Raw genomic sequence first — 22,467 nt, 5'->3', positions numbered from 1 at the left:
CATACCGCTGTTGTATGTGGCCCATTCGGCCGTGCCCCCGGGAGCCGCCTCAGGCCCGACTATCGCGAACACGGACTTGTGAAACAGGCGCTAGGTGTTGTGGGTCATGACGTTGGTGACGGCTGGTAGGGCCTGAGACGGGGGACGGGTCTTTCGGCGGCAGGATGAGAAGTGCGACCAACACATCCGCCGAGCAGAAAGACCCGTCCGTGCTCCACCGTAACGCCCCGCTGTCCGCCGAAGGCCGTCACCGCCTGGCCCAACGCTGCCGCACCCGCCCCATCGCCCACGTCGCGGCCGAGATGGGCATCTCACGCCAATGCGCCTCGAAGTGGGTCAACCGCTATCGCCGCTTCGGCGAGGCCGGTCTGGCCGACCGTCCCAGCGCTCCGCGCCGGCAGCCCACCGCCACCCCGGCCGAGGTGGTCGTCCGGATCGAGCGGCTGCGGCGGGAGCGCAAGTGGTCGGCCCGCCGCATCGCCCTGGAACTCGCCACCGAGGGCACCACCGTGTCGGCGCGCACGGTCGGCCGGCACCTGGCCCACCTCGGACTCAACCGCCGCCGGTTCCTCGACCCCACCGGGGAGAACAACCGCGTGCCCCGCCGGATCGTCGCCCGATGGCCCGGCCACATGGTCCACCTCGACGTGAAGAAGGTCGGCGTGATCCCCGACGGCGGCGGGTGGCGCGCCCACGGCCGGGGCAGCGAGCAGGCCAAACAGGTCGAACGCGCCAAGAACACCGGCCACGGCAAGTCCGGCGCAAACCGCAGTTACACCTACCTGCACTCCGCGGTCGACGGGTTCTCCCGCCTGGCCTACACCGAAGCCCTGCCCGACGAGAAAGCCGTCACCGCGATCGGTTTCACCCACCGCGCACGGGCCTTCTTCGCCGCCCACGGCATCGACCACATCCACCGCGTCGTCACCGACAACGGCTCCTGTTACCGCGCCCACGACTTCGCCACCGTCCTGCGCGGCGCCCGCCACCAGCGCATCACGCCCTACACCCCACGGCACAACGGCAAGGTCGAGCGCTACCAGCGCATCCTGGCCGAGGAATTCCTCTACGCCCACGTCTGGACCAGCGAACAACAACGCACCGACGCCCTCGCGGTCTGGAACGTGCACTACAACTACCATCGCCCCCACACCACCGCCGGAAACCGACCACCAGCCACACGGCTCCACACCGGCGTCACCAACCTCCTGGCCTCATACAGCTAGGGCCGCGCGAGCCGCCGGTACAGGGGGCGCAGCTCGTCGGTCACCGAACGGCCGTCCACGACGAGCGGGTCGAGCTGGTCGAGCAGCGCGTCCGGGCGCCGCGTGGTCGGCTCCACCACGTCCGGCACGACCTCGGCGACCTTCGGGCGTGCCCAGAAGGCCTCGAACGAGTCCTCCTGCGGTCCCTGCGGCGCTTCGGGCTCGTCGGGAGGGATGGGCGCGCGCAGGTCGCGCAGCCGGTCGAGCAGGTCCTCGCGGGACCGCCCGCGCCAGGCCAGGATCTCGAACGGGTCGGTGTCGAACGACTCGGCGAGCAGGTAGCAGGTGGCGGCGAGGTGCTTGCACGGCACTTCCCAGTCCGGGCACGTGCAGTCCATGTGCAGCTCGCGCATCGTGCTCGGGAAGAGGGTGAGGCCGAGGTCGGCGAACACGTCCTCGATCTCCGGCGGCATCTCGCCCGCCAGCAGCTTGGCCGCGAAGATCGCCTGGTCGGCCAGCGCGTGCTCGATGCGCCGCCAGTCGTCGTCGGTGAACTTCCGCACCCCGATCCGCGCCCGGTACGGCTCGGGACGCGTCCCGGTCACCAGCGCCACCACCAGGCTTGACGACAGGGACAGGCTCATCACCTGGCCGGTGCGCGCGTACGACCGGCCGCGGGCGAGGCGCGCGGCCATGCCGAACGACTCCAGCACCTCCAGGAACCGGCGCGACCACCACGTCTGCGCGATGTCGCCCCGCTTGCTGCGCAACGTGAGGCCGCCCTCGACCCGGATCGGCCGCGCCGGCGGGTGGTACCCGTGCCAGTCAGTCACCGACGGCCTCCCCGGACAGGGCGAACAGCTCGCGCAGCTCGCCGGTGGACATCTCGGTCAGCCAGTCCTCGCCCGCGCCGACCACGAGCTGGGCCAACCCGCGCTTCTCCTCGATCATCCGGTCGATCCGCTCCTCCAGCGTGCCGACGCAGACGAACTTGCGCACCTGCACGTGGTTGCGCTGGCCGATGCGGAACGCCCGGTCGGTGGCCTGGTCCTCCACGGCCGGGTTCCACCAGCGGTCGAGGTGGATGACGTGGTTGGCGGCGGTCAGGTTGAGCCCCGTGCCGCCCGCCTTCAGCGAGAGCACGAAGATCGACGGGCCGTCCTCGGCCTGGAACCGCCGCACCATCTCGTCGCGCTGCCGCTTCGGCGTGCCGCCGTGCAGGTAGAGGACTTCGGTGTCGAAGCGGGCGGCCAGGTGGGGCACGACGAGCGAGCCGAAGGCGGTGAACTGGGTGAAGCACAGCGCCTTGTCGCCGTCGGCCAGCGCTTCGTCCAGGACCTCCTCCAGCCGGGCGAGCTTGCCGGAGCGACCGGCGACCCGCGAGCCGTCACCGAGGAGCTGCGCCGGGTGGTTGCACACCTGCTTGAGGCGGGACATCGTGGCCAGGACCAGGCCCTTGCGCTTGACGCCCTCCGCCTCGGCGATCTTGGCCAGCATGTCGTCCACCACGGCCTGGTAGAGCGTGGCCTGTTCGGCGGTCAGCGTGCACAGCTGCTTGACCTCGATCTTGTCCGGCAGGTCGGTGATGACCTGCGGGTCGGTCTTGAGGCGGCGGAGCACGAACGGGCCGGTGATCCGGCGCAGGCGGACGGCGGCGTCCTCGTCGTGGTGGCGTTCGATGGGCACGGCGAAGCGGGCGCGGAACGTGTTGACCGTGCCCAGGACGCCGGGGTTGACGAAGTCCATGATCGACCACAGCTCGGCCAGCCGGTTCTCCACCGGTGTGCCGGTCAGCGCCACGCGGTGCCGTGCGGGCAGGGCGCGGACGACCTTCGACTGCCGGGTGGAGCTGTTCTTGATGTTCTGCGCCTCGTCGAGCACGACCCGGTCCCAGCTCACGTCGGCGAGCTTCCCGGCGTCGCGGGCGACGACCGCGTAGGTGGTGATGACCAGGTCGCAGTCGGTGTCGAGGGCGCGGTCCGCGCCGTGGTAGACGCGCACCTCCAGGCCGGGGGTGAAGCGGGCGGCTTCGCGTTGCCAGTTGCCGACCACCGACATCGGGCAGACCAGCAGCGTCGGCAGGCGTGCGCCGTGCGCGCGGTTGTGCGCTTCCAGGGCCAGCAGTTGGACGGTCTTGCCGAGGCCCATGTCGTCGGCCAGGCACGCGCCGAGGCCGAGCCGGTCGAGGAACGCGAGCCAGGCCAGGCCGCGCCGCTGGTAGGGCCGCAGTTCGGCGACCAGGCCGTTCGGCTGCCCGACCGGCTCCAGGTGGTGCTCGACCTCGCCGGAGAGCAGGTCGCCGAGCCAGCCGGTGGCGCTGACGCCGTTGAGCGGCAGTGGCAGGTCGGCGTCCTCGGGGTGCAGGCCGGAGTGCAGCAGGACCTGCGCGGCGGTCATCTGCCCGCCGCCGCGCTTGAGGAAGGCCAGGCCTGCGGCGAGGCGTTTCGGGTCGACGTGCACCCACTGGCCGCGGACCCGGACCAGCGGGACCTTGGCCTCGGCGAGGGACTGGAGCTCGGCCTCGGTCAGCCGTTCGTCGCCGACGGCCAGTTCCCACTTGTAGTCGACCAGGACCTTCAGCCCGAGTTCGCTCTCCTTGGCGACCTGGCCCGCCGTGCCGCGACTGGTGGCCGTGAGCCGGAGCCCGAGGCGGTGGGGTTGCCGCCACCACGAGGGCAGCATCACGCCGAAGCCGGCCTCCGCCAGCACCGCCGCGTGCTGGAGGAAGTCGTAGGCGCCTTCGACGTCCAGTTCCAGCTCCACCGGTCGGCGGGCGGACAGCGCCCGGTCCAACGCCGGGTAGAGCCGACCGGCCCGGCCCAGGTCGCCGAGCAGCACGTCCTCCGGCCGGCCGACCCACCGCCGCAACACCGCGTCCTGCTTGTGCCACAACTGTTCGGCCGTCACCACGACGCTGGGTTCGTCCACGGCCTGGAGCAGGAACTCGACCCGCCACCCGTCCTTCGCCATGCCGCCCTGGTCGGGCGAGCTGAGCCGGAAGCAGGTCCGAACAGGACTGTCCTGCAACCCGTTCGCCCGCCAAGTCGCCACCTTGGCCCGCAACGCACCCACTTCACCGACCACGCGCGGCTCGTCCACCAACGCGTTCAGCCACTGCCCGACCATCCCGTCCCCGCTGGGCCGCGCACCCCGCAACGCCACCCTGACCTCACGGTCGACCGCGCGGTCCAGGACTTCGTGGACCAGGTCGCCGGGTCCGTCGGAGCCCAGGAACGCCGGCGGCACGCTCGCCCGCAAAGCCGCGAAGCGCAACGCGTCCACCCCGGACAACGCGGCCCGCCACCTCGCGAACCCGTCCCCGTCCAACGACGGCAGCACCCGCCCGCGCCGAACCAACTCCCGCCCGAACTCGAGGACGTCGACCAGGAACTTCCACGAAGCCCCACCCCGACAGTCCGGTGGCAGCGACCCGGCCACCCCCTCCACCCACACGACGGGAACCAACCACTCCCGCCACCGCAGAGCCCCCCGCCGCCCCCCGACGGCCTCCCTGACCAACTCGGGCGACCCGACCGGCCCACCGGCGTAAGAGGGCAACCGAACCGAAACCTCCCCGACCACCCCACCAACCAACCGCGCGAGCCCATCCCCACCAACCGCAAACGGATGCCGGACCGCCCGCCGAGGCAACCGCCCACCAACCCGCTCCGGGAAGGCCGAATCCTCACCCCAAACCCCAACCCGCCCGCCACCCACGCCCAACGCATGCAGCACCAACACGAACAGCACTATGCGCCTACCCCGACCTCACCCCCAACCCACCCCCACCCAGCCCTCCACCGCCCGCCCGACCCCGCCACCACCCCTCCCACCCCACCTAGCCACCCAACCCGCCAGCCACCGCCCCAACCGGGCCGCCACTGCAGCCCTCACACCGCAGCCCTCCGCGCCAAACGGTCCACCCACTCCCAACCGCACCACCTGACCACTCGCCACCACACGCCCCTGCTGCCCGGCGCACCCCCGCCGCACACCCCCCGCCACACGCTGCCCAGCCGCGCGCCATCCACCTCACGCACCTCGCCGCACCACCCGGCCGCCGCGCGTACGACCAGTCCGACGACCCAGCCGCGCTGACCCGCCGCCTCCGCATCCGGTCGCACCGCCGGCCAAGTTGGCCGGCGACGCCGACCCGCCCCACGGCCCAGCCGCACCGCCGGCCCCACGTACCCGGTGACGCCGCGTGGCCCACGCGCCCGGCCGCACCGCCCAACCACGTACCCGCGTTGAACCTGGCGGCGGGGACCGGTTCGGGCGGCTGCTCGCCCCGGGTGAGGCCGGGCCCTTGCCGCGGTCCCGGGGTCGGGTTGCGGCGAGGTTGGCCCGTGCGGGCAGGTGCTTGGTGGGCAGGGGGTGGTGGCAGGCCGGACGGGGTTGGACCGGGCGGCCTGCCGGTGGTCAGGGTGGTTACTGGGGCTGGCGGGACCTCCTGCGGGCCAGGGCGGTGACGCCGACGGCGGCCAGGCCGACTTGGAGGGCCAGTTCGATCCAGTCGATGCCGGAGGTGTTCGAGACGCCGATGATCGACGCCGCGAAGGTGCCCACCAAGGCCGCCGCGACACCGACCAGCACCGTCATCAGCATCGAGATCTTCTGCCTGCCCGGCACGACCAGCCGCCCGAGGCCACCGACGACCACACCGATGAACAGCGCCGAGATGAGCCCGGTGATCTCCACGAGAAGTCCTTTCCCCGCCCTATGCGTCCACCACGAGCATCACTCGACGCCCTCCCCTCCCGAATCGGGTTTGCCCCTGACCCACCCCTGATCCCGACCCTGAACCCGGAACACCTGCGCGCCGTCGGAGGACAGCTCCCGGCCGGGGACGTCCGGGTCGCAGCCCACCCTGGCCAGCCTTGACCTGATCGAGGTGGGGGAGCGTTCCAGCCGCTTGGCGATCGAACGGATCAGGTCGGCGGTCGGGGTTCCGGCGCCGGCGGCCAGCCAGTCGGCGCGCAGGCCGTCGTCCAGCTCCTGGGTCCACGGTTGGTTGGCGTTGGCCGGGCGGTCGCGGGCCGAGGGCGAGGACGGTGTGCTCAACCTGCTCAACGCCTCCAGCACCTGCGCCAGCAGCTTGCCGATCTTCGCGCCGGCGTCCGCGGGCAGGCGGATGGTGCCTTCGGCCACCAGGACACCCGAGGCGTCGACACCGGCCAGGTCGACGGACAGGTCCGGGTCGGCGGTGGCGACCACCTGGTAGGTCGTGGAGCCGATGCGGACCGCGTTCTCATACGTGGTTGTCGTCATGGTGATGACGCTAGCGGAGGGGTCTGACAATTCCGGGCCGTCGGCGATCGGGCAACGGACGGGGCCGCAGGGTGGGGGAGCGGGCCGGAAGCCCGGGGTCGCGGGCGGGAGGGCAGGGAGGTCAGGGGCAGAGCGGGCAGGTCGGCGCGGTCGGCTCGGTGCCCGTCAGGTAGGGCTTGAGGTGTTCGGCGATGGCCCTCGCCAACGACGGCGGCACGGCGTTGCCGATCTGCCTGGCCACCTCGATCTTCGTGCCGCACCACTCGAACGAGTCCGGGAACGACTGCAGCCGCGCCGCCTCCAGGTGCGTGATCGGGCGGTCGACCCGGTGGCCGTCCTCGCCCGGCTCCCACTGCGGGTGCAGGTAGCGGCCCTTCTCCGGCTTGTAGAACTCGGTGCGGATGGTCACCGACGGCTCGTCCCACCGCAGCCGGCCCATCACGTCCGTCGTGCCGCTCTTCTTCTCCCGCCAGCACCGCGGCAGCAGCTCCGTCGGCACGTCGAACCGCCCACCGCCCGGCGGGACGTGGCGGTACCGCTCCAGCGACAACGGCGTGGGGTTGCGACCGATGTGCAGGTCCGGGCTCTTGAACGGCCCCGGCAGCTCCCGACCGAAGAACTCCACCACCGAGTTCGGCAACGCGGTCGTCACCGGCCGCTCGGGCAGGCCGCGGAGCACGTCGCCCACGGTGTGCCACTGCCCGCGCGGGTGCGTCGCGACCGGCAGCGGGACGCGCCCGATCCGCGAGCCGATCACGATCGTGCGCCGACGCCGTTGCGGCACGCCGAAATCCGCCGCCAGCAGGATGCCGAAGCTCAGCTCGTAGCCCTCGGTCTCGGCCTGGAGCAACGCGAACTCCGTCGACGCCAGGAACCGGTCGACGTTCTCGATCACGAACACCTTCGGCCGGGCCTTCCGCACGAACCTCAGGTACTCGCGCCACAACGAGTTGCGCGGGTCGTCGACGTCCTTCGAGCCCAGGTTCGAGAACCCCTGGCACGGCGGGCCGCCCACGATCACGTCGACCTCGGGGATCGCGCTGTCCGGCACGGCCGCGATGTCCGACCAGCGGATGTGGTCGTCACCGAAGTTCGCCGCGTACGTCGCCGCCGCGTGCAGGTCCCACTCGACCGCCATGACCGGCGAGTAGCCGCCCGCCGCGGTGAACCCCGCGGTCATGCCGCCACAGCCGGCGAACAGGTCGATCATGGACAGCACGGGCTCAGGCTAGCCGACCGCGACGCCGCAACACCGTGGTCCGCACCCGACTCGCCGCGACGGCCGGGTCCTCGTGCTCCCACACCCGCACCGCGAGCCACCCCGCGTCCGCCAGCACCTGGTCGGTGTTCGCGTCACGCGCCTGGTTCGTCTCGATCTTGGTCCGCCAGAACTCGCCGTTGCGCTTGGGCCAGGTGCCGTGCTCCGGGCAGCCGTGCCAGAAGCACCCGTCCACGAACACCGCCACCTTGGCCGGCCCGAACACCACGTCCGCCTCACGCCGCACCGCGCGCACCGGCCGCTGGTGCACCCGGTACCGCAGCCCCAGCCGGTGCAGCTCGCGCCGCAACGCGACCTCGATGCCCGTGTCACGGGAACGCTGCTTGCTCATCCGGGCGCGGACGTCGTCCGTCGTCTCCAGGTTCGGCACCCGGCCATGATGGCTCATGCGCCTGTTCCGCCGGCGCTCGCCACGGCCCGAGCCGGTCCGGAACCTCCCCGCACCCGCCGGTGGTCACGACGGCCGGACCTGTGCGTGGCCTCCCCTCATGCCGGGTGCAGCACGTCCCGCAGCCGCCGTGCCGCGCGGTCCAGTTGGGTGCGTGACGGCAGCAGGGCCGCGCCGACCTGCGTGAACTCGGTGATCCCCAGGTCGGTGAAGAAGAACGGCGGCATGGCGTGCACCAGCAGGTCCGCCGAACGCTGCCCGCCGCCGCGCGGGTTGAGGACCAGCCGCTCCACCCACGCGTCCACCTTGAACACGGTGTCCGCCAACGGGTGCACCCGCACGTCCAGCCCGTGCCCGCGCAGCACCGCGACCACGTGCACGTCACGCAGGAACCCCAGGAAGTCGGACACCACGCGGTTGCGCAGCGCCGCACGCCCCTCCGGCCCCACCTCGGCGATCACTTCACGAGCAGGCGTCCACAACATCCCCCGCGCCCGCTCGTCGGCCTCGCAGAACTCCCGGAACTCCGGCCAGCGGGGTAATCGGCCCAGCGCCTCGACCACGTGGTGGGCCACGTGCGCGAAGGCGAAGTCGGGCCGCCAGTCCCGGATCTCCGGCACGTCCGTCGGACCAGGCCGCGGCGCGCTGCGGCACGCGGCCTCGACCTCGTCGGGGGTGATCCGGTGCACGGCGACGGACTCGTGCGCCATCACGTGCGCCACGACGTGCTTGCGCCCGCTGAACCAGTGGTTGAAGTGGAACCGGGTCTCCTGCGTGACGTTGAACAGCCGGCGCACGTCCATCGCGGTGGTCATGACGCGGAGAGTACGGACGACCACCGACAGTTCCGGCGAACCCGCAGGTCAGGTGATCGACAGGTTGGCCCGGTCCGCGGCCGAACGGCCCGCGTCCCACCCCGCCGCGCTGCGCACCGGCGTCGTCTTGGCGACGGTCCGGGCGAACATCGCGCCGAAGTACTCCTCCACCGCCTTCTTGCGCTCGGCCAGCACGGGCAGCAGCCGGTCGTCGTCGGGCACCTCGTTCGCCGTCCGCAGCCGTTCCCCGATCCGGTGCGCGTAGGACAGCAGGAACGACTTGCGGAACGCCGCCGACCGCGCCTCGTCGCCCTTGCGCGCCTTGTCGCCCGCCGCGACCATCGCCCGCGTCGCCTGGACCAGCAACGACGCCGACAGCAGCTCCACGATCTCCAGGTCGAGCTCCTCGCCGACCAGCGCCACGAACCCCAGGTCGTACACCACGGCGCGGCAGCGGTTCGCCTCCGCGACCACGTGCACGACGTGCGCCTTGCCGTCGAAGTACCGCTTGTCCAGCCACAACCGGCGTGACGTCGTCGTCGGCGCCTCCAAGGGCATCCGCTCCAACGCGTGCCGCGTCACCAGCTCCTGCGCCTTGGCCGACAGCGCCTCCGCCTCGTCCGGGAACGCGGTCGACTCCGCCTTGGCCAACAGGCCGCGCACCCGGTTGAGGATCTTCGGGTCGACGTGGTGGTGGTCGACCTCGGCCAGCGGCGTGCCCGGCTTCGGCACGATCACCGGCAGGCCCGGCAACGTGACCAGCACCGCCAGCGCCGCCACCGCGGCGGCCACGGCGTCCTCGCGCAGCTCGATGTGCCTGCTCGCCCACTGGTCGACGTGCGGCTGGGAGGTGTCCCACCACACCGTCGCCCCGATCTCCGCCAGCTGCTCCCGCCAGCGCGGGTGCAACGCCGGGTAGCGGGACGCCTCGATGGCCAACGAGTCGACCAGGAACGACAACGTGCGCTCGTCCTCGTTGCGCCGTACGACCTCGTACACGTCGTAGGGCAGCCAGCCGTGCTCCCAGAGGTGATCGAAGGCACGCCTCAGCACCGCCTGGACGGCGTCGTCCACTTCGGCCGGTGGGAGGGAGGAGGTGCGCGGCAGCCGGGCCCGGCGATTCGCCGCGGCCCGCCACAACGCCTCGCGCAGGGAGTCCACGACCGCCGATTGTCCCCTTTCGGGTGTGGTGTCGCCGCACCCGGTGCGCGTTGCGGCCCGACCCGACCCCCGACGTGCCAGCCTCGCGCGGTGAGCCGGAAGACGCAGGTGCCGAAGCGGCGGCCGATCGTGGTGGTGAACCGTCCACAGGGGACGCCGCTGACCGTGGCGCAGCGACAGGTCGTCCACCGCTGCCGCGCCCTGCCGCAGCTGCTCGACCCGCTGGAGGCCGAGCTGACGGTCAGCAGCGCGGTCGCGGACCTCCGGCCGGACGAGGAGTTCTGGGCGGGCCTGATCGAGCACGCCGTGTCGCTGCCCAGCCGGCGCAACCACGCCCTGCTGCGCGTCCTGGCCGCCGTGCTCACCGGTCGTCCGCGCGAGTGGGCGGCGAGCGCCGTCACGCCGGCGGGCCCGGACCTGGTGGTCGGCGGGGCCTGGATCTGCGACCGTTCGATCGACGCCGGCTACCTGGCCCTGATCTGCACGTACACGTTCGCCCGCGCCGAGCACGCCATGGTGTTCCTGATCGACGAGCTGTCGGGCGGCGAGGTGCGCACCGCCTTCGTCACCAGGGACGTCGTCACCGCCCGCACCCGCCTGGCCGACCAGGGCCCGCTGACCCCGATCGGGACCGAGGCCGCGCACTGGCTGCTGGCCAAGTCCTACGACCGCCTCGACCGCAACGCGGACGCGGTGATCGACCAGGACGTCCGGCGGACCCGGCTGCTGGCGGCCCGGCGGATCGCGCTCGCGTTCGGGTGACCCCTAATTCATTACCTCGGGATCGAATCGGGTGACCGCGGTCACGATCCCACTGGTCCGAACGGAGAGCGAATTGCCGAAGTAGGGGAATGTGTTCCGTACTGGCATACCGTACGGTCGTGTTGTTGGTCGAATTGACACGCCACGGGGGTAGCGGATGTCGCGATCAGATCAGGGCCCGGACCAGGCGGCCCAGCGGGGTAACACCTTGTCGGGGTCCGTCTCCGGCGGCGCGGTGCAGGCGGCCGTGGTGCACGGGGGGATAGCGTTCCACAATGCACCGTCCACACCGCCGCCGGTGCCGCGGCAATTATTGGGCGCTCCGGTGCATTTCACCGACCGGGCCGCGGAATTGGCCGAGCTGAACGAGGCGCTGGCCGACAACCGGCGCGACGGAATCCGCATGTTCGCGGTCCTGAGCGGTCCCGGCGGGGTGGGCAAGACCGCCCTCGCGCTGCACTGGGCGCACACCGCGCGCGACCGGTTCACCGACGGGCAGCTCTACGTCGACCTCGCCGGGTTCAGCGGATCCGAGCCGGTGTCGCCGGAGGACGCGCTCGGCCTGTTCCTGCGCAGCCTCGGCGTGCCGTCCCGGGAGGTGCCGCTGGAGATCGCCGAGCAGGCCGCCCTCTACCGCTCGATGACCGCGGACAAGAAGCTCCTGGTCCTGCTCGACAACGCCTACTCGGCCGCGCAGGTGCGCCCGCTCGCGCCGAACTCGCCCGCCAGCGCCGTCCTGGTGACCAGCCGCAACCGGTTGACCGGACTGGTGGCCGAGGGCGCACGACTGGTCGACGTCGGTCCGCTCGGCAAGCTGTCGGCGGTCCGGCTGCTGGCGAAGGTGGTGGGCAAACGCCGGATCGACGACGATCCCGAACGGGCCGAGGCGCTGGTCGGCATGTGCGGCGGCCTGCCGATCGCGGTCCGGGTGGCCGCCGCGCGGCTCGCCAGCCGACCCAAGTGGTCCGTGCAGAAGATCGTCACCGAGCTGAGCGACGAGCGCAGCAGGCTGTCGATGCTGTCGGCGCCGGAGCTGTCCGTGCAGACGACCTTCGACCTGTCCTACCGCGCGCTCGGACCGACCGCCGCGGCCCTCTACCGCCGGCTCGCGCTGCACCCCGGTCGCGAGTTCGGCGCCTCGGTGGCGACCTCGGTGCTGGCGCAGGACACCTCGCACGCGTTGTTGGAGGAACTGGTGGACGGCAACCTGGTCGAGTCGGTCGGCGAGAGCCGGTACCGCTTCCACGACCTGCTCCGGCTGCACGCGCGCAACAAGGCCAACTTGGAGGACGACCCGGACGAGCGGGCGCACGCCGTGCGGCGGATGGTCGAGTGGTACCTCGCCGGTGCGATGGCGGCCGACCTCGTCGTCACGCCCCACCGGCGCAGGCAGGCCTACGAGTTCCTGGTGCGGCCCGAGGGCGTGCCGGAGTTCGCGGACCGCGAGTCGGCGCTGGCGTGGCTGGAGGAGGAGCGACAGAACCTCATCACCTGCGGCCTGGTGGCGGAGGAACGCGGCTGGTGGGCGCTGGCCTGGCAGCTGTCCGACGTGCTCTGGCCCCTGTTCCTGCACCACAAGCACTATCGCGACCGCCTGGAGGTCGACCGGCGCGGCGTGGAGGCGGCACGCCGGTGGGGCAACCGGCTCGCCGAGGCCGACATGCTCAAGCGGCTCGGCCTGGTGTGCACCACGGTGGGCAGGTTCGAGGAGGCCGAGGAGCACTTGCGGGCGTCGGTCGCCGTCGCCGAGGAGATCGACGACCGGCGTGGCGCCGCCGACGCCGAGGAGGCGCTCGCGCTGCTGCACGTGGCCGGTGGCAGGCTCGCCGAGGCGGTCGGGCTGTTCGAGCGGTTGGCCCGGACCAACCGGGACCTGGGCGCGCGGCGGAGCCTCGGCCTCACGCTGATCAACCTCGGCCGGGCGCTGACCGGGCTCGGCCGGGTCGACGAGGCGCAGCGGGCGTTGCTGGAGGCGACGGCGCAGTTCCGCGGCTTGGAGCCACCGGACCCCTACAACCAGGCACGGGTCGTGGTGGCGCAGGCCGCGGCGTACCTGCGTGCCGACGACCTGCCGCTCGCCGCCCGGACGGCACGGAGCGCGCTGGACGAGCTGAGCGCGCTCGGCTCCAAACAGGGGATGGCGGAGTCCCACCAACTGCTCGCGGAGTGCGCCGAACGGCAGGGCGACCCCAGGCGGGCCGCAGAGCACTGGAGACAGGCCCTGCGGCTCTACACCGAGATCGGCTCCTCAAAGGCCGACGGCATCGCTCAACGACTGCACGCCCGGGACGACGACGACCCGGAGCCACCCGCACGCGACGGCTGACCGCCGTGCCCGGTGTTCCGCGCACCACACGGGCAGCCCACGCGACCGCAGCGCGCGCAGGTCGAGTCGTGCCACGTGCCACGCGTAGAGCGACTGGGCGGCCGACGCCACGACCGCCTCGACGTCGAGGCAGCGCGCCGCGGTGGCCGCGGGCGCGAGCTCGACCACCTGGCCGAGCTCGGTCCGCACCACCAGCCGATCGGTAGACACGGCGACGGCCATCGCGGCGAACGGGTTGTCGCGCAGCAGCGCGGCGGTGGGATCGTCACCGTCCACACCGGACACCTCGCGCACGACGACGTCGGCCAAGCGGTCCGACCCGCTCGTCCACCGCACTATCGGTTCGGTCACGGCGTCTCCTCGGGTGGTGTCGGAACCGGCGGCACGGCGCGGTGCCGTCCCGGTTCGGGGAGGTCCAGCAGCTCGTACATGACCTGCCGCAACCGGGCGGAGGCCCGGCCGGGCTCGGAGGTCAGCCGCTCGCGCACGACCTCGCCCAGTTCGGCCGCACGTGCCGCGGCCAGCTCCAGCTGAGGTCGCACGGGCGACCCCGCCTGGAGCCGGGGCGCCAGGTGCCGCAACAGCTCCTGCGCGGACCCGCCGGACGTCGCGACCCGCACCGGCGCGTCGACCAGGACCACCGGCCGGCCGATGGCCGCCGCGTACACGCCGACCGAACCGTGGTCGGCCACGACGTGGTCGGCGGCGATCACCGCGGCCCGCCAGTCCACGTGCGGGCCGACCACCACCAGCCCCGCGTCCCGGCACTCCGCGAGCCACGCGTCCACCTGCCGCCGACCGTGGCCGAACCACGCTCCCGGGTGCACCAGAGCCACCACTCGGAACCCTTGCGGCGTCAGCTCTTCGAGCAGGCTCGGCAGCAGGTCCTCGAACCTGGCGAACAGCGAGTCCAGCCCCCACGTGGAGCTGACCACCACGGCCTGCTGACCCGGCTCGATGCCCAGCGCGGCCCGGTACGCGTCGCGCCGCGGCAGGCTCGCGACCAGGCGGTCGTAGGCCGGGTCGCCGGCCACGACGGCGACGTCGAGCGCCTGCGGGCACTGCCGCCGCAGCACCTCCCGCTCGTCGTCGTGCGCGAGCACCAGCGCGCTCGCCAGCACACGGCCGTTGTGCAGGAGCCGTTGTGCGTCCAACCCGTAGACCACCGGCTCGCCACCGGTGGTGAAGGACTTCCCGTAGCCCGCGCCGTGCGGCATCACCACCAGCGGCGCGTGCAGCTCGTGCAGCCCGCCGTAGGACGCGGCGACGGCCAAGGAGAACTCCTGCCGGACCGCCAGCTCCCACGGCCACACGACGCCCCCGGTGGACCGCAGGAACTCCGCCACCCCGTTGCTGAAGACGTCAGGCGCCTGGGTGAAGACGACCTGCAGCCTCGTGTCCGTCTCGATCAGCTCCACGGCTTCCAGCAGACGTTGCCCGCTGGTGACCGTGTGCACCACGGCGAGCACCGGAAGGCACCCGGCGCGGCTGACCCACTGCGACGCGTCGAGCCCGATCGGCACTCGCGGCCACTCTGGACGTGTCATGCACTCCCCCTCGCGCTCCAACCCTCGGGAGAAGAGTGACGGACCGGTTTGCCGGGAACTTGCAGTCCGCTTGCATCTGCCGATCGCCGTCCGCCAAATAGGCAATTCGGACGAAAATGGGTAAACGAGCCTGCGGAACTTCCTCCCAGTGAAGCACACTGTGCCCAAGGGCAAGTTGGCCAGCGAAAGGGTGGCGCTGGTGGAGTTCAAGATCATCGGCAAGACGCGATTACACATCGACGGGAATGATTGCGATCTCGGGCCGGCCAAGCACCGCGGCGTGCTCACATTGCTCCTGTACTACTTCCCGAGACCGGTCCAAGTGGACACCATCGCGCAGGTGCTCTGGCCGGACAGCGGTCCGGAGCAGGTGAAACGAAACCTGCAGCCGATCGTCAGCAGACTGCGCTCGATTCTGGCCAAATCGGGGACAGGCGCCTCGATACCGAAGGAGGGCAACGCTTATCGGTTGGTGTTGGCGCAGGCGGACCTGATCGACTACCACCGTTTCCGCAAATTGGCGGAGATGGGTCGGGTAGCGGCCTCTCGGGGTGACCACCGCGAAGCCAAGGCATTGCTGCGCGAGGCGCTTTCGCAGTGGAACGGCCGACCCCTCGAAGAGCTCGGCGGGGCGTGGGCGGACCATTGTCGTGACCAGATGGAGACATTCGACCGGATGCCCGCGTTTTACGCGTTGCTGGACAGCCAGCGCCAACTGGGCGAGCACCTGGAGGTGATGGCGGAAGCGGGCAGGCTCACCGCGACCCAGGCCCCGGACGAGGCGTTCGCCGGCCTGTACCTGCGCTCCCTGGACGCCTTGGGCCGCTACTCCACGGCGCTCGACTTCTACGCCGTGTTCTGCCAGCGCCTGTTCGAGCACGTCGGCGCCGAACCCGGGCCGGAGCTGCGGGACCTCTACAAGAGCATCCTGCGCAAGCAGGAGAGCACCGCGGTGTCGGGCACGACGGCGCCGCACCAGCTGCCGCCGCCCGCGCGCAGCTTCACCGGCCGCGACGACCTGCTGGCCAGGCTCGACGCCCTGCTCGGCGAGGGCGACCAGGGCCGGGTCGTCGCGCTGCACGGGATGCCGAGCGTCGGCAAGAGCCAGCTCGCCCTCAAGTGGGCGGCACGGCACCGCGACCGGTTCCCGGACGGCAACCTGTACCTCGAGCTGCGCGGCGCCAGCCCAGGCACGCGGGTCGCGCCCGACGACGTGCTGGCGTTCCTGCTGAGGTCGCTCGGCGCCGAGCGAATACCCGCCACCGGCGGCGAGCGGCAGCTCGAGCTCCGCCGGGTGCTGGGCAACCGCAGGATGCTGGTCCTGCTCGACGACGCGCACGAGAGCGCGCAGGTCAGGCCGGTCCTGGCCGCGACGCCGCAGTGCCTCACGATCATCACGAGCCGGACCAGGCTGATGGGGCTGAAGGTCCTCGACCACGTCGACCTCGTGCCCGTGCCGCCGCTGTCGACGGTGGAGTCGATCACGTTGTTGCGCAACGAGATCGGCCGCGAGCGCTCCGACGCCGACCCCGCGGCGCTGCGGGACCTGGCCGGTCTGGTGGACGGCCTGCCGCTCGGGCTGAGGATCATCGCGCAGCACGTCGCGAACCGGCCGGACACCCCGATCGGCGATCTCGTGGAGGACTTCAAGGGGCAGGAAGGGCTCGGGATCCTCGGATCGGTGCACGACAGCGACGACGAGAGCGCCACGCTGCCGGCGGCGTTCTCCTGGTCGTTCCGCGACCTGCCCGCGGACACCGCGCGGATGTTCCGGCTGCTGGCGCTGAACCCGACGGCCGAGTTCTGCGTCGACGCGGCGGTCGCGCTCCTGGGCGAGCCCTACGACGCGGTCAGCGCGCACCTCAGCACGCTGGTGCGCAGCAACCTGCTGGACTACGGCGCCGTGCCGCGGCGGTTCAGGCTGCACGACACGCTGTACGGCTACGCCCTGCACCTCGTGCGCCGCGACGAGCCCGCGCAGGCGCGCAAGCACGCGATGACGCGGCTGCTGGACTGGTACCTGGCTTCGTCCGGGGTCGCGGCACACTTGTTGGACCCCCAGACCTCGCCGGTGCCGCCACTGCCCGGCATGTCGGCGAAGCCGGTGCCGCTCGCGGACCAGTCGGACGCGTTGCGGTGGCTGACCAGGGAGCGGGCGAACCTGGTCGCCGCGGTGCCGCAAGCCGTGCGCCACGGATTCCACGCGCACGCTTGGCGGCTCTCGGCGAATTTCCACGAGGCCTACGACCGGTCCGGGCATTTCGAGGACGTCCTCATCAGTCACCGGGCGGCGCTCAAATCGTGTGCCGCGCTCGGCGACCTGGAAGCGTTGAGCGGCACGCACAGCAATGTCGGAATGGTGCTGTACCGGTTGTGCAAGTACGCCGAAGCGGAAGAGCACTTCAAAGCCGGATCGGACCTGGCGGAGGCGATCGGCGCGCACGAGATCCAACTCATCTGCTCGCACAACCTGGCCGGAATCCGCCTGGCCCTGGGCGAGGTCGGCGCGGCGATCGAGCTGTACCGGGAAACCTTGGAGGCGACGCGCAGATCCGGCTACCGCGACGGCGAGGCGTACGCCCTGAATGAACTCGCGAACGCGTACCGCAAAGCGGAGCAGGACGACCTCGCGTTGGAGCACTACTACCAGGCGCTCGCCATTCGTCGTTCGATAGGGCACATCAGGGGAGTGGCGACCACCCTCACGGACGTCGGGCGGCTCCACTTCGAGCGGGGCGAGCACGAGGAGGCCCTGCGCCGGCTCCACGAAGCCCTGGCGCTGCACCCGATCGGCGGTGATCGCGCGCGCACGGCCGACGCGCTCGTCACCCTCACCGAGGTGGAGTACGACCTGGGCCGGTTCGGTGAGGCGATCGGCCACGCTGAAGAGGCGGTTTCCACGTGTCACGTCCTAGGAGCACGTGCGGGGCAGGGGCGCGCGCTGCACGTCTGGGGTCACGCGCTCGTGGCCCTCGGGCGGTTGGACGAGGCCGAAGAGCGGTTCCGGCTGGCCGCCGGCGTGCTGCGAGGGGTGCAGGAGGTGGAGGCCGAGGTGGTGACCGAACACCTGGCTGATGTGAAGACCATTCGCAGTGCCATTCCTGAGCCTCGTGGGTCGGCGCCCGACTTCACCGGGACCCCCGCCCGGGAGATCACTGAGCGTAAGAACTGACAGGAAAGGACATCACCTGATCCAGTGAATGTTGAGTGAGACAACAAAATAGTTATGCATCAATGGTGTCGCCGCTCTTCTCTGACGGGTGGGTGACACCCGGACGAGGACCACCCCCGTGTGAACGGACCACTGGGGCGGGTGATCTACTGCGCCCGTGCGTACCCACGTGTCCCGCGCAATGCGGAAGATTGCTGCCCCGCTCATCGGTTCACTCGCCGTCGTCGCATTCGTGCTCGGCGGCCCGACGGCAACGGCCGCCGAAGCCGACCTGGGCAGCTCGGCGTGCGTTGTGCAATGGCCCGGCCGCATCGGATGACGACCGCGCAGCGGTGTCGCGACTCGAACGAGGAGCTCTGATGGAACCCGACATAGGTAGAGCCGGCAGTACCGGTGGTGGAACCTCCGAGGCGCCGACCTGAGGACGTGGGTGGGAAGAACGAGTTCCCACCCACTCCTTCGTGGCGTTCATCGCCGGGAAAGACAACAAGAGGGCCACCGGAATGGTGACCCTCTCGCTGTGTTGTGCGCCGCCAGGGACTCGAACCCCGAACCCGCTGATTAAGAGTCAGCTGCTCTGCCAGTTGAGCTAGCGGCGCTCGGACTCTCTTGCTCCGTCCGACGTGAAGAACATTAGCACAGCGTCCGACCGGGCTCCCAATCGCCTGGTCAGGGTGGGTGTGTCGCCCTGATGCAGGGGGAACTTCGCCTTGGTAACGATCCAGCATCTCGGGCAACATCGTCAACCCTCCAGGCGTCACCTTGTCAGGGGCGCCGACAGACTCCTGTTGCGGACTGTCACGGCGTTCTGGGGACGAAGCGGAGGACGGGGATGTACCGCAAGCGGGGGGCGCGCCGAGCGCTGGGGATCGTCGCGATCGGGCTGGTCGCGACGTTGGTCACGAGTTGTTCTTCCGGCTCGGCCGCGACGGGGGACGCGGGCGGCGAATCAACCACCACCACTACGTCGTCGACACCGCCGCCCAAGCCCGTGTCGTTGACCACGGGCCCCGCGGACGCGGCGGTCGACGTGCAGCCCGGCGTGCCGGTCGTCGCCACCGCCACCGACGGCAAGATCACGTCGGTCGCGCTGACCAACCCGGAGGGCAAGGCCGTGGCCGGCCAGGTGAGCCCCGACGGTCTGCAGTGGACCAACACCGAGCCGCTCGGCTACCAGAAGACCTACACGCTGGCCGTGACGGGCGAGGGCGCGGACGGCAAGCCGGTCACCAAGACCTCCACCTTCACCACCGTCAAGCCGCGCACGCTGACCTACCTGTCGGTCAACCCGCAGGACGGCACGACGGTCGGCGTCGGCCAGCCGCTCGCGTTCTACTTCGACGAGCCGATCGCGGACAAGGCCGCCGCCGAGGCGATGATCTCGATCACCACGGTGCCGCGCGTCGAGGGCGCCTTCTACTGGTTCGACGAGAAGACGGCGCACTGGCGGCCGCAGAACTACTGGACGCCCGGCACCAAGATCACGATCAACGCCAAGATCTACGGCAAGCACGTGGGCAACGGCGTGTACGGCGAAGAAGACCGTGTGATCAACACCACGATCGGCGACGCCGTCGTGCACGAGGCGGACGGTCAGACGCACCAGGTCGTGACCAAGGTCAACGGCCAGGTCGTGCGCACCATGCCGACCTCCATGGGCGACGCGCAGAACCCGACCCCCACGGGGACCTACGTGCTGATGGAGAAGCACGCCCACATGGTGATGGACTCCCGCACCTACGGCCTGTCGCTGGAGGCGGGCGGCTACGTCACCCCGGTCGACTGGGCCTACCGGATGTCCAACTCCGGCATCTTCTTCCACAGCGCGCCGTGGTCCATCGGCGACCAGGGCCACCGCAACGTCAGCCACGGCTGCCTGAACCTCTCGCCCGAGAACGCCAAGTGGGTGTTCGACAACTCCAAGCAGGGCGACGTCGTGATCGTCACCAACTCGGGCGGCCCGGTGCTGGAGTCGTGGGACGGCTTCGGCGACTGGCAGATCCCGTGGGACCAGTGGGTCAAGGGCAACCGCTAGGGCTCTACAGCTCGGTGACGCGACCCGCCGCCACGGCCAGGCGGCGGGTCGTGCGCACCGCGTCCAGCATCCGGCGGTCGTGGGTGACCAGCAGCAAGGTGCCCTGGTAGGAGTCCAGCGCGGACTCCAGCTGCTCGATCGCGGGCAGGTCGAGGTGGTTCGTCGGCTCGTCCAGCACGAGCAGGTTGACCCCGCGCGCCTGGAGCAGGGCCAACGCGGCACGGGTGCGCTCACCGGGCGAGAGCGACGCCGCCGTCCTCAGCACGTGCGCCGCCTTGAGCCCGAACTTCGCCAGCAACGTGCGCACGTCGGCGGGCGGCACGTCCGGCACGGCCGCGCCGAACGCGTCCAGCAACGGCTCGTCGCCCAGGAACAAACCACGCGCCTGGTCGATCTCGCCGACCACCACGCCCGAGCCGAGGGACGCCGAACCCGAGGTCAACGGGACGCGGCCCAGCAGCGCCGCCAGCAACGTCGACTTGCCCGAGCCGTTGGCCCCGGTGATGGCGACCCGGTCCGCCCAGTCCACCTGCAGGTCCACCGGCCCCAGCGTGAACGACCCGCGGGTCACCACCGCCGCCCGCAGCACCGACACCACCGAACCGGACCGGGGCGCGGCGGCGATCTCCATCCGCAGCTCCCACTCCTTGCGCGGCTCCTCGACCACGTCCAGGCGTTCGATCAGGCGCTCGGTCTGTCGCGCCTTCGAAGCCTGCTTCTCGGTCGCCTCGGTGCGGAACTTGCGCCCGATCTTGTCGTTGTCGGGCGCCTTGCGGCGGGCGTTCTTCACGCCCTTCTCCATCCACGCCCGCTGCGCCCGGGCGCGCTCCTCCAGCGACGACCGCGTGGACGCGTACTCCTCGTACTCCTCACGCGCGTGCCTGCGGGCGATCTCCCGCTCCTCCAGGTACGACTCGTAGCCGCCGCCGTAGGAGCGCACCTGCTGCTGCGCCAGGTCCAGCTCCACGACCCGCGTCACCGTGCGGGCCAGGAACTCGCGGTCGTGCGACACCACCACGACCCCCGCCCGCAGCCCCGTCACGAACCGCTCCAGCCGGGCCAGTCCGTCCAGGTCGAGGTCGTTGGTCGGCTCGTCGAGCAGGAACACGTCGTACCTGCTCAGCAGCAACGACGCCATGCTCGCCCGGGCCGCCTGACCACCCGACAGGGCGGTCATCGGCAGGTCGAGCGAGACGTCGAGCCCCAGGTCGGCGGCCACCTCCAGCGACCGCTCCTCCAGGTCCGCGCCACCGAGCGCGAGCCACCGCTCCAACGCGTCGGAGTAGCCGTCGTCACCCGAACCCGACGACAACGCCTCGGTCGCCCTGTCCAGCTCGACCTGCGCCGCCGCCACGCCCGTGCGGCGGGCCAGGAAGTCCCGCACGGTCTCGTCGGCACGCCGGTCCGGTTCCTGCGGCAGGTGGCCGACGGTCGCGGTGGTCGGTGAGAGGCGGATCACACCCTGCTCGGCGGGCAGCAGGCCGGCCAACGTCCGCAGCAACGTCGACTTGCCCGCGCCGTTGGCGCCGACCAGGCCGATCACGTCACCGGGTGCGACGACCAGGTCAAGGCCTTCGAACAGCACGCGGTCGCCGTGCCCGGCGGCCAGGTCCTTCGCGACGAGTGTGGCGCTCACGACAACTCCAGGGCAAAAGAAGACGCCCCCCGACTCGGGCGTCGAGGGGCGTTCCGCTTGGGGTGAGTGACGGGACTTGAACCCGCGACACCTGGGATCACAACCCAGTGCTCTGCCAGCTGAGCTACACCCACCAAGACCGGTTGACCCGGCGCGTGAAGCATACAGTGCCCTACCGCCGGGTCTGAAATCGACCCTATTCCGGACCGTCGGCGGCGAGCAGTTCGGCCGCCACGGCCTGCGCCTGCTCCGAGGACGGGCCCGGCTGCGGCACGAACGCCGTCCGCCGGTAGTACGCCAGCTCGCGGATCGACTCCTTGATGTCGGCCAGCGCGCGGTGCGCCAGGCCCTTGCCCGGCTGCGCGTAGTAGATGCGCGGGTACCACCGCCGGCACAGCTCCTTGATCGACGACACGTCGACCATGCGGTAGTGCAGGTGCGCGTCGAGCTCGGGCATGTCACGGGCGATGAACCCGCGGTCGGTGGCGATCGAGTTGCCCGCCAGGGGAGCGGTGCGCGGGTCCGGCACCCACTCCTTGATGTAGGCCAGCACCTGCGCCTCGGCGTCGGCGAGCGTCACGGTCGACCGCCGCACCTCCTCGGTGAGCCCCGACTTGGCGTGCATCTGCATGACGACGTCCGGCATCGAGTCGAGCGCGGTGTCGTCGGCGTGGATCACCACGTCGACACCCTCGCCGAGCACGTTCAGCTCCGCGTCGGTCACCAGCGCCGCGATCTCGATCAAGGCGTCCTTGCCCAGGTCGAGGCCTGTCATCTCGCAGTCGATCCACACCAAGCGATCCATCACCCGCGCGAGCCTAGTCGCCCGGTCCCGCCGGCCCCGCGTCGCTTCGGGTGGCGGCCCCTACCAAT

17 protein-coding genes and 2 tRNA genes are annotated in these 22,467 nt (G+C 71.2%); 5 read left to right on the top strand and 14 right to left on the bottom strand.

Annotation, left to right across the window (positions count from 1 at the left end; genetic code table 11):
• Window positions 1-209 precede the first annotated feature (209 nt).
• Entirely contained in the window at window positions 210-1,226 is a 1,017-nt protein-coding gene (locus ABTZ99_RS22820; RefSeq protein WP_499613695.1) for an IS481 family transposase, read from the top strand.
• Here the strand turns inward: ABTZ99_RS22820 and ABTZ99_RS22815 are convergent.
• From ABTZ99_RS22815 to ABTZ99_RS22780, 8 genes are all read right to left on the bottom strand, one after another.
• The gene (locus tag ABTZ99_RS22815; RefSeq protein WP_499613691.1) at window positions 1,223-2,038 is read right to left on the bottom strand and encodes an SWIM zinc finger family protein; all 816 of its coding nucleotides are present in this window, start codon (window positions 2,036-2,038) and stop codon (window positions 1,223-1,225) included. The two genes, ABTZ99_RS22820 and ABTZ99_RS22815, sit on opposite strands and share 4 nt — an antisense overlap.
• On the bottom strand, window positions 2,031-4,658 hold the full coding sequence (locus tag ABTZ99_RS22810) for a DEAD/DEAH box helicase (RefSeq protein ID WP_499613688.1): 2,628 nt from the start codon (window positions 4,656-4,658) through the stop codon (window positions 2,031-2,033). The genes ABTZ99_RS22815 and ABTZ99_RS22810 overlap by 8 nt, the downstream gene beginning before the upstream one ends.
• 975 nt (window positions 4,659-5,633) lie before the next feature.
• Window positions 5,634-5,903 carry a GlsB/YeaQ/YmgE family stress response membrane protein gene (locus ABTZ99_RS22805; protein ID WP_498783837.1) on the bottom strand — a complete coding sequence of 90 codons (270 nt, stop codon included), beginning with the start codon at window positions 5,901-5,903 and terminating at the stop codon, window positions 5,634-5,636.
• Window positions 5,904-5,942: 39 nt separating this feature from the next.
• The gene (locus ABTZ99_RS22800) at window positions 5,943-6,473 is read right to left on the bottom strand and encodes a hypothetical protein (protein ID WP_498783836.1); all 531 of its coding nucleotides are present in this window, start codon (window positions 6,471-6,473) and stop codon (window positions 5,943-5,945) included.
• 121 nt (window positions 6,474-6,594) lie between these two features.
• Window positions 6,595-7,683: a DNA cytosine methyltransferase gene (locus ABTZ99_RS22795; protein ID WP_498783844.1), complete on the bottom strand. Its 1,089-nt coding sequence runs from the start codon at window positions 7,681-7,683 to the stop codon at window positions 6,595-6,597.
• A 13-nt stretch (window positions 7,684-7,696) separates the two neighbouring features.
• Window positions 7,697-8,140, bottom strand: coding sequence for a very short patch repair endonuclease (locus ABTZ99_RS22790; RefSeq protein WP_498783834.1), 444 nt, complete (start codon window positions 8,138-8,140; stop codon window positions 7,697-7,699).
• Between the two features lie 98 nt (window positions 8,141-8,238).
• The gene (locus ABTZ99_RS22785; RefSeq protein WP_499613685.1) at window positions 8,239-8,955 is read right to left on the bottom strand and encodes a hypothetical protein; all 717 of its coding nucleotides are present in this window, start codon (window positions 8,953-8,955) and stop codon (window positions 8,239-8,241) included.
• Window positions 8,956-9,003: 48 nt separating this feature from the next.
• A complete protein-coding gene (locus tag ABTZ99_RS22780) occupies window positions 9,004-10,116 on the bottom strand; it encodes a DUF2786 domain-containing protein (RefSeq protein WP_499613683.1) in 1,113 nt (370 codons plus the stop codon).
• A 90-nt stretch (window positions 10,117-10,206) separates the two neighbouring features.
• Here ABTZ99_RS22780 and ABTZ99_RS22775 point away from each other — a divergent pair, with 90 nt between their 5' ends.
• The gene (locus tag ABTZ99_RS22775) at window positions 10,207-10,878 is read left to right on the top strand and encodes a hypothetical protein (protein ID WP_499613681.1); all 672 of its coding nucleotides are present in this window, start codon (window positions 10,207-10,209) and stop codon (window positions 10,876-10,878) included.
• A gap of 325 nt (window positions 10,879-11,203) precedes the next feature.
• The gene (locus tag ABTZ99_RS22770) at window positions 11,204-13,204 is read left to right on the top strand and encodes a tetratricopeptide repeat protein (RefSeq protein ID WP_499613678.1); all 2,001 of its coding nucleotides are present in this window, start codon (window positions 11,204-11,206) and stop codon (window positions 13,202-13,204) included.
• Here the strand turns inward: ABTZ99_RS22770 and ABTZ99_RS22765 are convergent.
• The gene (locus tag ABTZ99_RS22765; protein WP_498783824.1) at window positions 13,127-13,555 is read right to left on the bottom strand and encodes a hypothetical protein; all 429 of its coding nucleotides are present in this window, start codon (window positions 13,553-13,555) and stop codon (window positions 13,127-13,129) included. The genes ABTZ99_RS22770 and ABTZ99_RS22765 overlap by 78 nt on opposite strands.
• Window positions 13,552-14,751: an NADPH-dependent FMN reductase family protein gene (locus tag ABTZ99_RS22760; protein WP_499613675.1), complete on the bottom strand. Its 1,200-nt coding sequence runs from the start codon at window positions 14,749-14,751 to the stop codon at window positions 13,552-13,554. The genes ABTZ99_RS22765 and ABTZ99_RS22760 overlap by 4 nt, the downstream gene beginning before the upstream one ends.
• A gap of 148 nt (window positions 14,752-14,899) precedes the next feature.
• Here ABTZ99_RS22760 and ABTZ99_RS22755 point away from each other — a divergent pair, with 148 nt between their 5' ends.
• Window positions 14,900-17,923, top strand: coding sequence for an AfsR/SARP family transcriptional regulator (locus ABTZ99_RS22755; protein ID WP_499613672.1), 3,024 nt, complete (start codon window positions 14,900-14,902; stop codon window positions 17,921-17,923).
• A 526-nt stretch (window positions 17,924-18,449) separates the two neighbouring features.
• Here ABTZ99_RS22755 and ABTZ99_RS22750 read toward each other — a convergent pair.
• Window positions 18,450-18,522, bottom strand: a tRNA-Lys gene (locus ABTZ99_RS22750).
• Window positions 18,523-18,755: 233 nt separating this feature from the next.
• On the opposite strand from ABTZ99_RS22750, the gene ABTZ99_RS22745 reads away from it, so the two are divergent.
• On the top strand, window positions 18,756-19,958 hold the full coding sequence (locus ABTZ99_RS22745) for a L,D-transpeptidase (protein WP_498783818.1): 1,203 nt from the start codon (window positions 18,756-18,758) through the stop codon (window positions 19,956-19,958).
• Window positions 19,959-19,962: 4 nt separating this feature from the next.
• On the opposite strand, the gene ABTZ99_RS22740 is transcribed toward ABTZ99_RS22745, so the two are convergent.
• From ABTZ99_RS22740 to orn, 3 genes are all read right to left on the bottom strand, one after another.
• On the bottom strand, window positions 19,963-21,594 hold the full coding sequence (locus ABTZ99_RS22740) for an ABC-F family ATP-binding cassette domain-containing protein (protein ID WP_498783816.1): 1,632 nt from the start codon (window positions 21,592-21,594) through the stop codon (window positions 19,963-19,965).
• 58 nt (window positions 21,595-21,652) lie between these two features.
• Window positions 21,653-21,728: transfer RNA gene (locus tag ABTZ99_RS22735), tRNA-His, on the bottom strand.
• 62 nt (window positions 21,729-21,790) lie between these two features.
• On the bottom strand, window positions 21,791-22,402 hold the full coding sequence (gene orn / locus ABTZ99_RS22730) for an oligoribonuclease (protein ID WP_498783814.1): 612 nt from the start codon (window positions 22,400-22,402) through the stop codon (window positions 21,791-21,793).
• Window positions 22,403-22,467: the final 65 nt, after the last annotated feature.

Source organism: Actinosynnema sp. NPDC002837 (genome assembly GCF_040295345.1).
Lineage (GTDB): Bacteria > Actinomycetota > Actinomycetes > Mycobacteriales > Pseudonocardiaceae > Actinosynnema.
This window is presented reverse-complemented; position numbering and strand designations above follow the sequence as displayed.

What these genes read in the sequence shown, in the direction of transcription:
- ABTZ99_RS22800 (WP_498783836.1), bottom strand. Translation starts at nt 6,473, where the DNA reads ATGACGACAACCACGTATGAGAACGCGGTCCGCATCGGCTCCACGACC.
- ABTZ99_RS22795 (WP_498783844.1), bottom strand. Translation starts at nt 7,683, where the DNA reads ATGATCGACCTGTTCGCCGGCTGTGGCGGCATGACCGCGGGGTTCACC.
- ABTZ99_RS22790 (WP_498783834.1), bottom strand. Translation starts at nt 8,140, where the DNA reads ATGAGCCATCATGGCCGGGTGCCGAACCTGGAGACGACGGACGACGTC.
- ABTZ99_RS22785 (WP_499613685.1), bottom strand. Translation starts at nt 8,955, where the DNA reads ATGACCACCGCGATGGACGTGCGCCGGCTGTTCAACGTCACGCAGGAG.
- ABTZ99_RS22760 (WP_499613675.1), bottom strand. Translation starts at nt 14,751, where the DNA reads ATGACACGTCCAGAGTGGCCGCGAGTGCCGATCGGGCTCGACGCGTCG.
- ABTZ99_RS22745 (WP_498783818.1), top strand. Translation starts at nt 18,756, where the DNA reads ATGTACCGCAAGCGGGGGGCGCGCCGAGCGCTGGGGATCGTCGCGATC.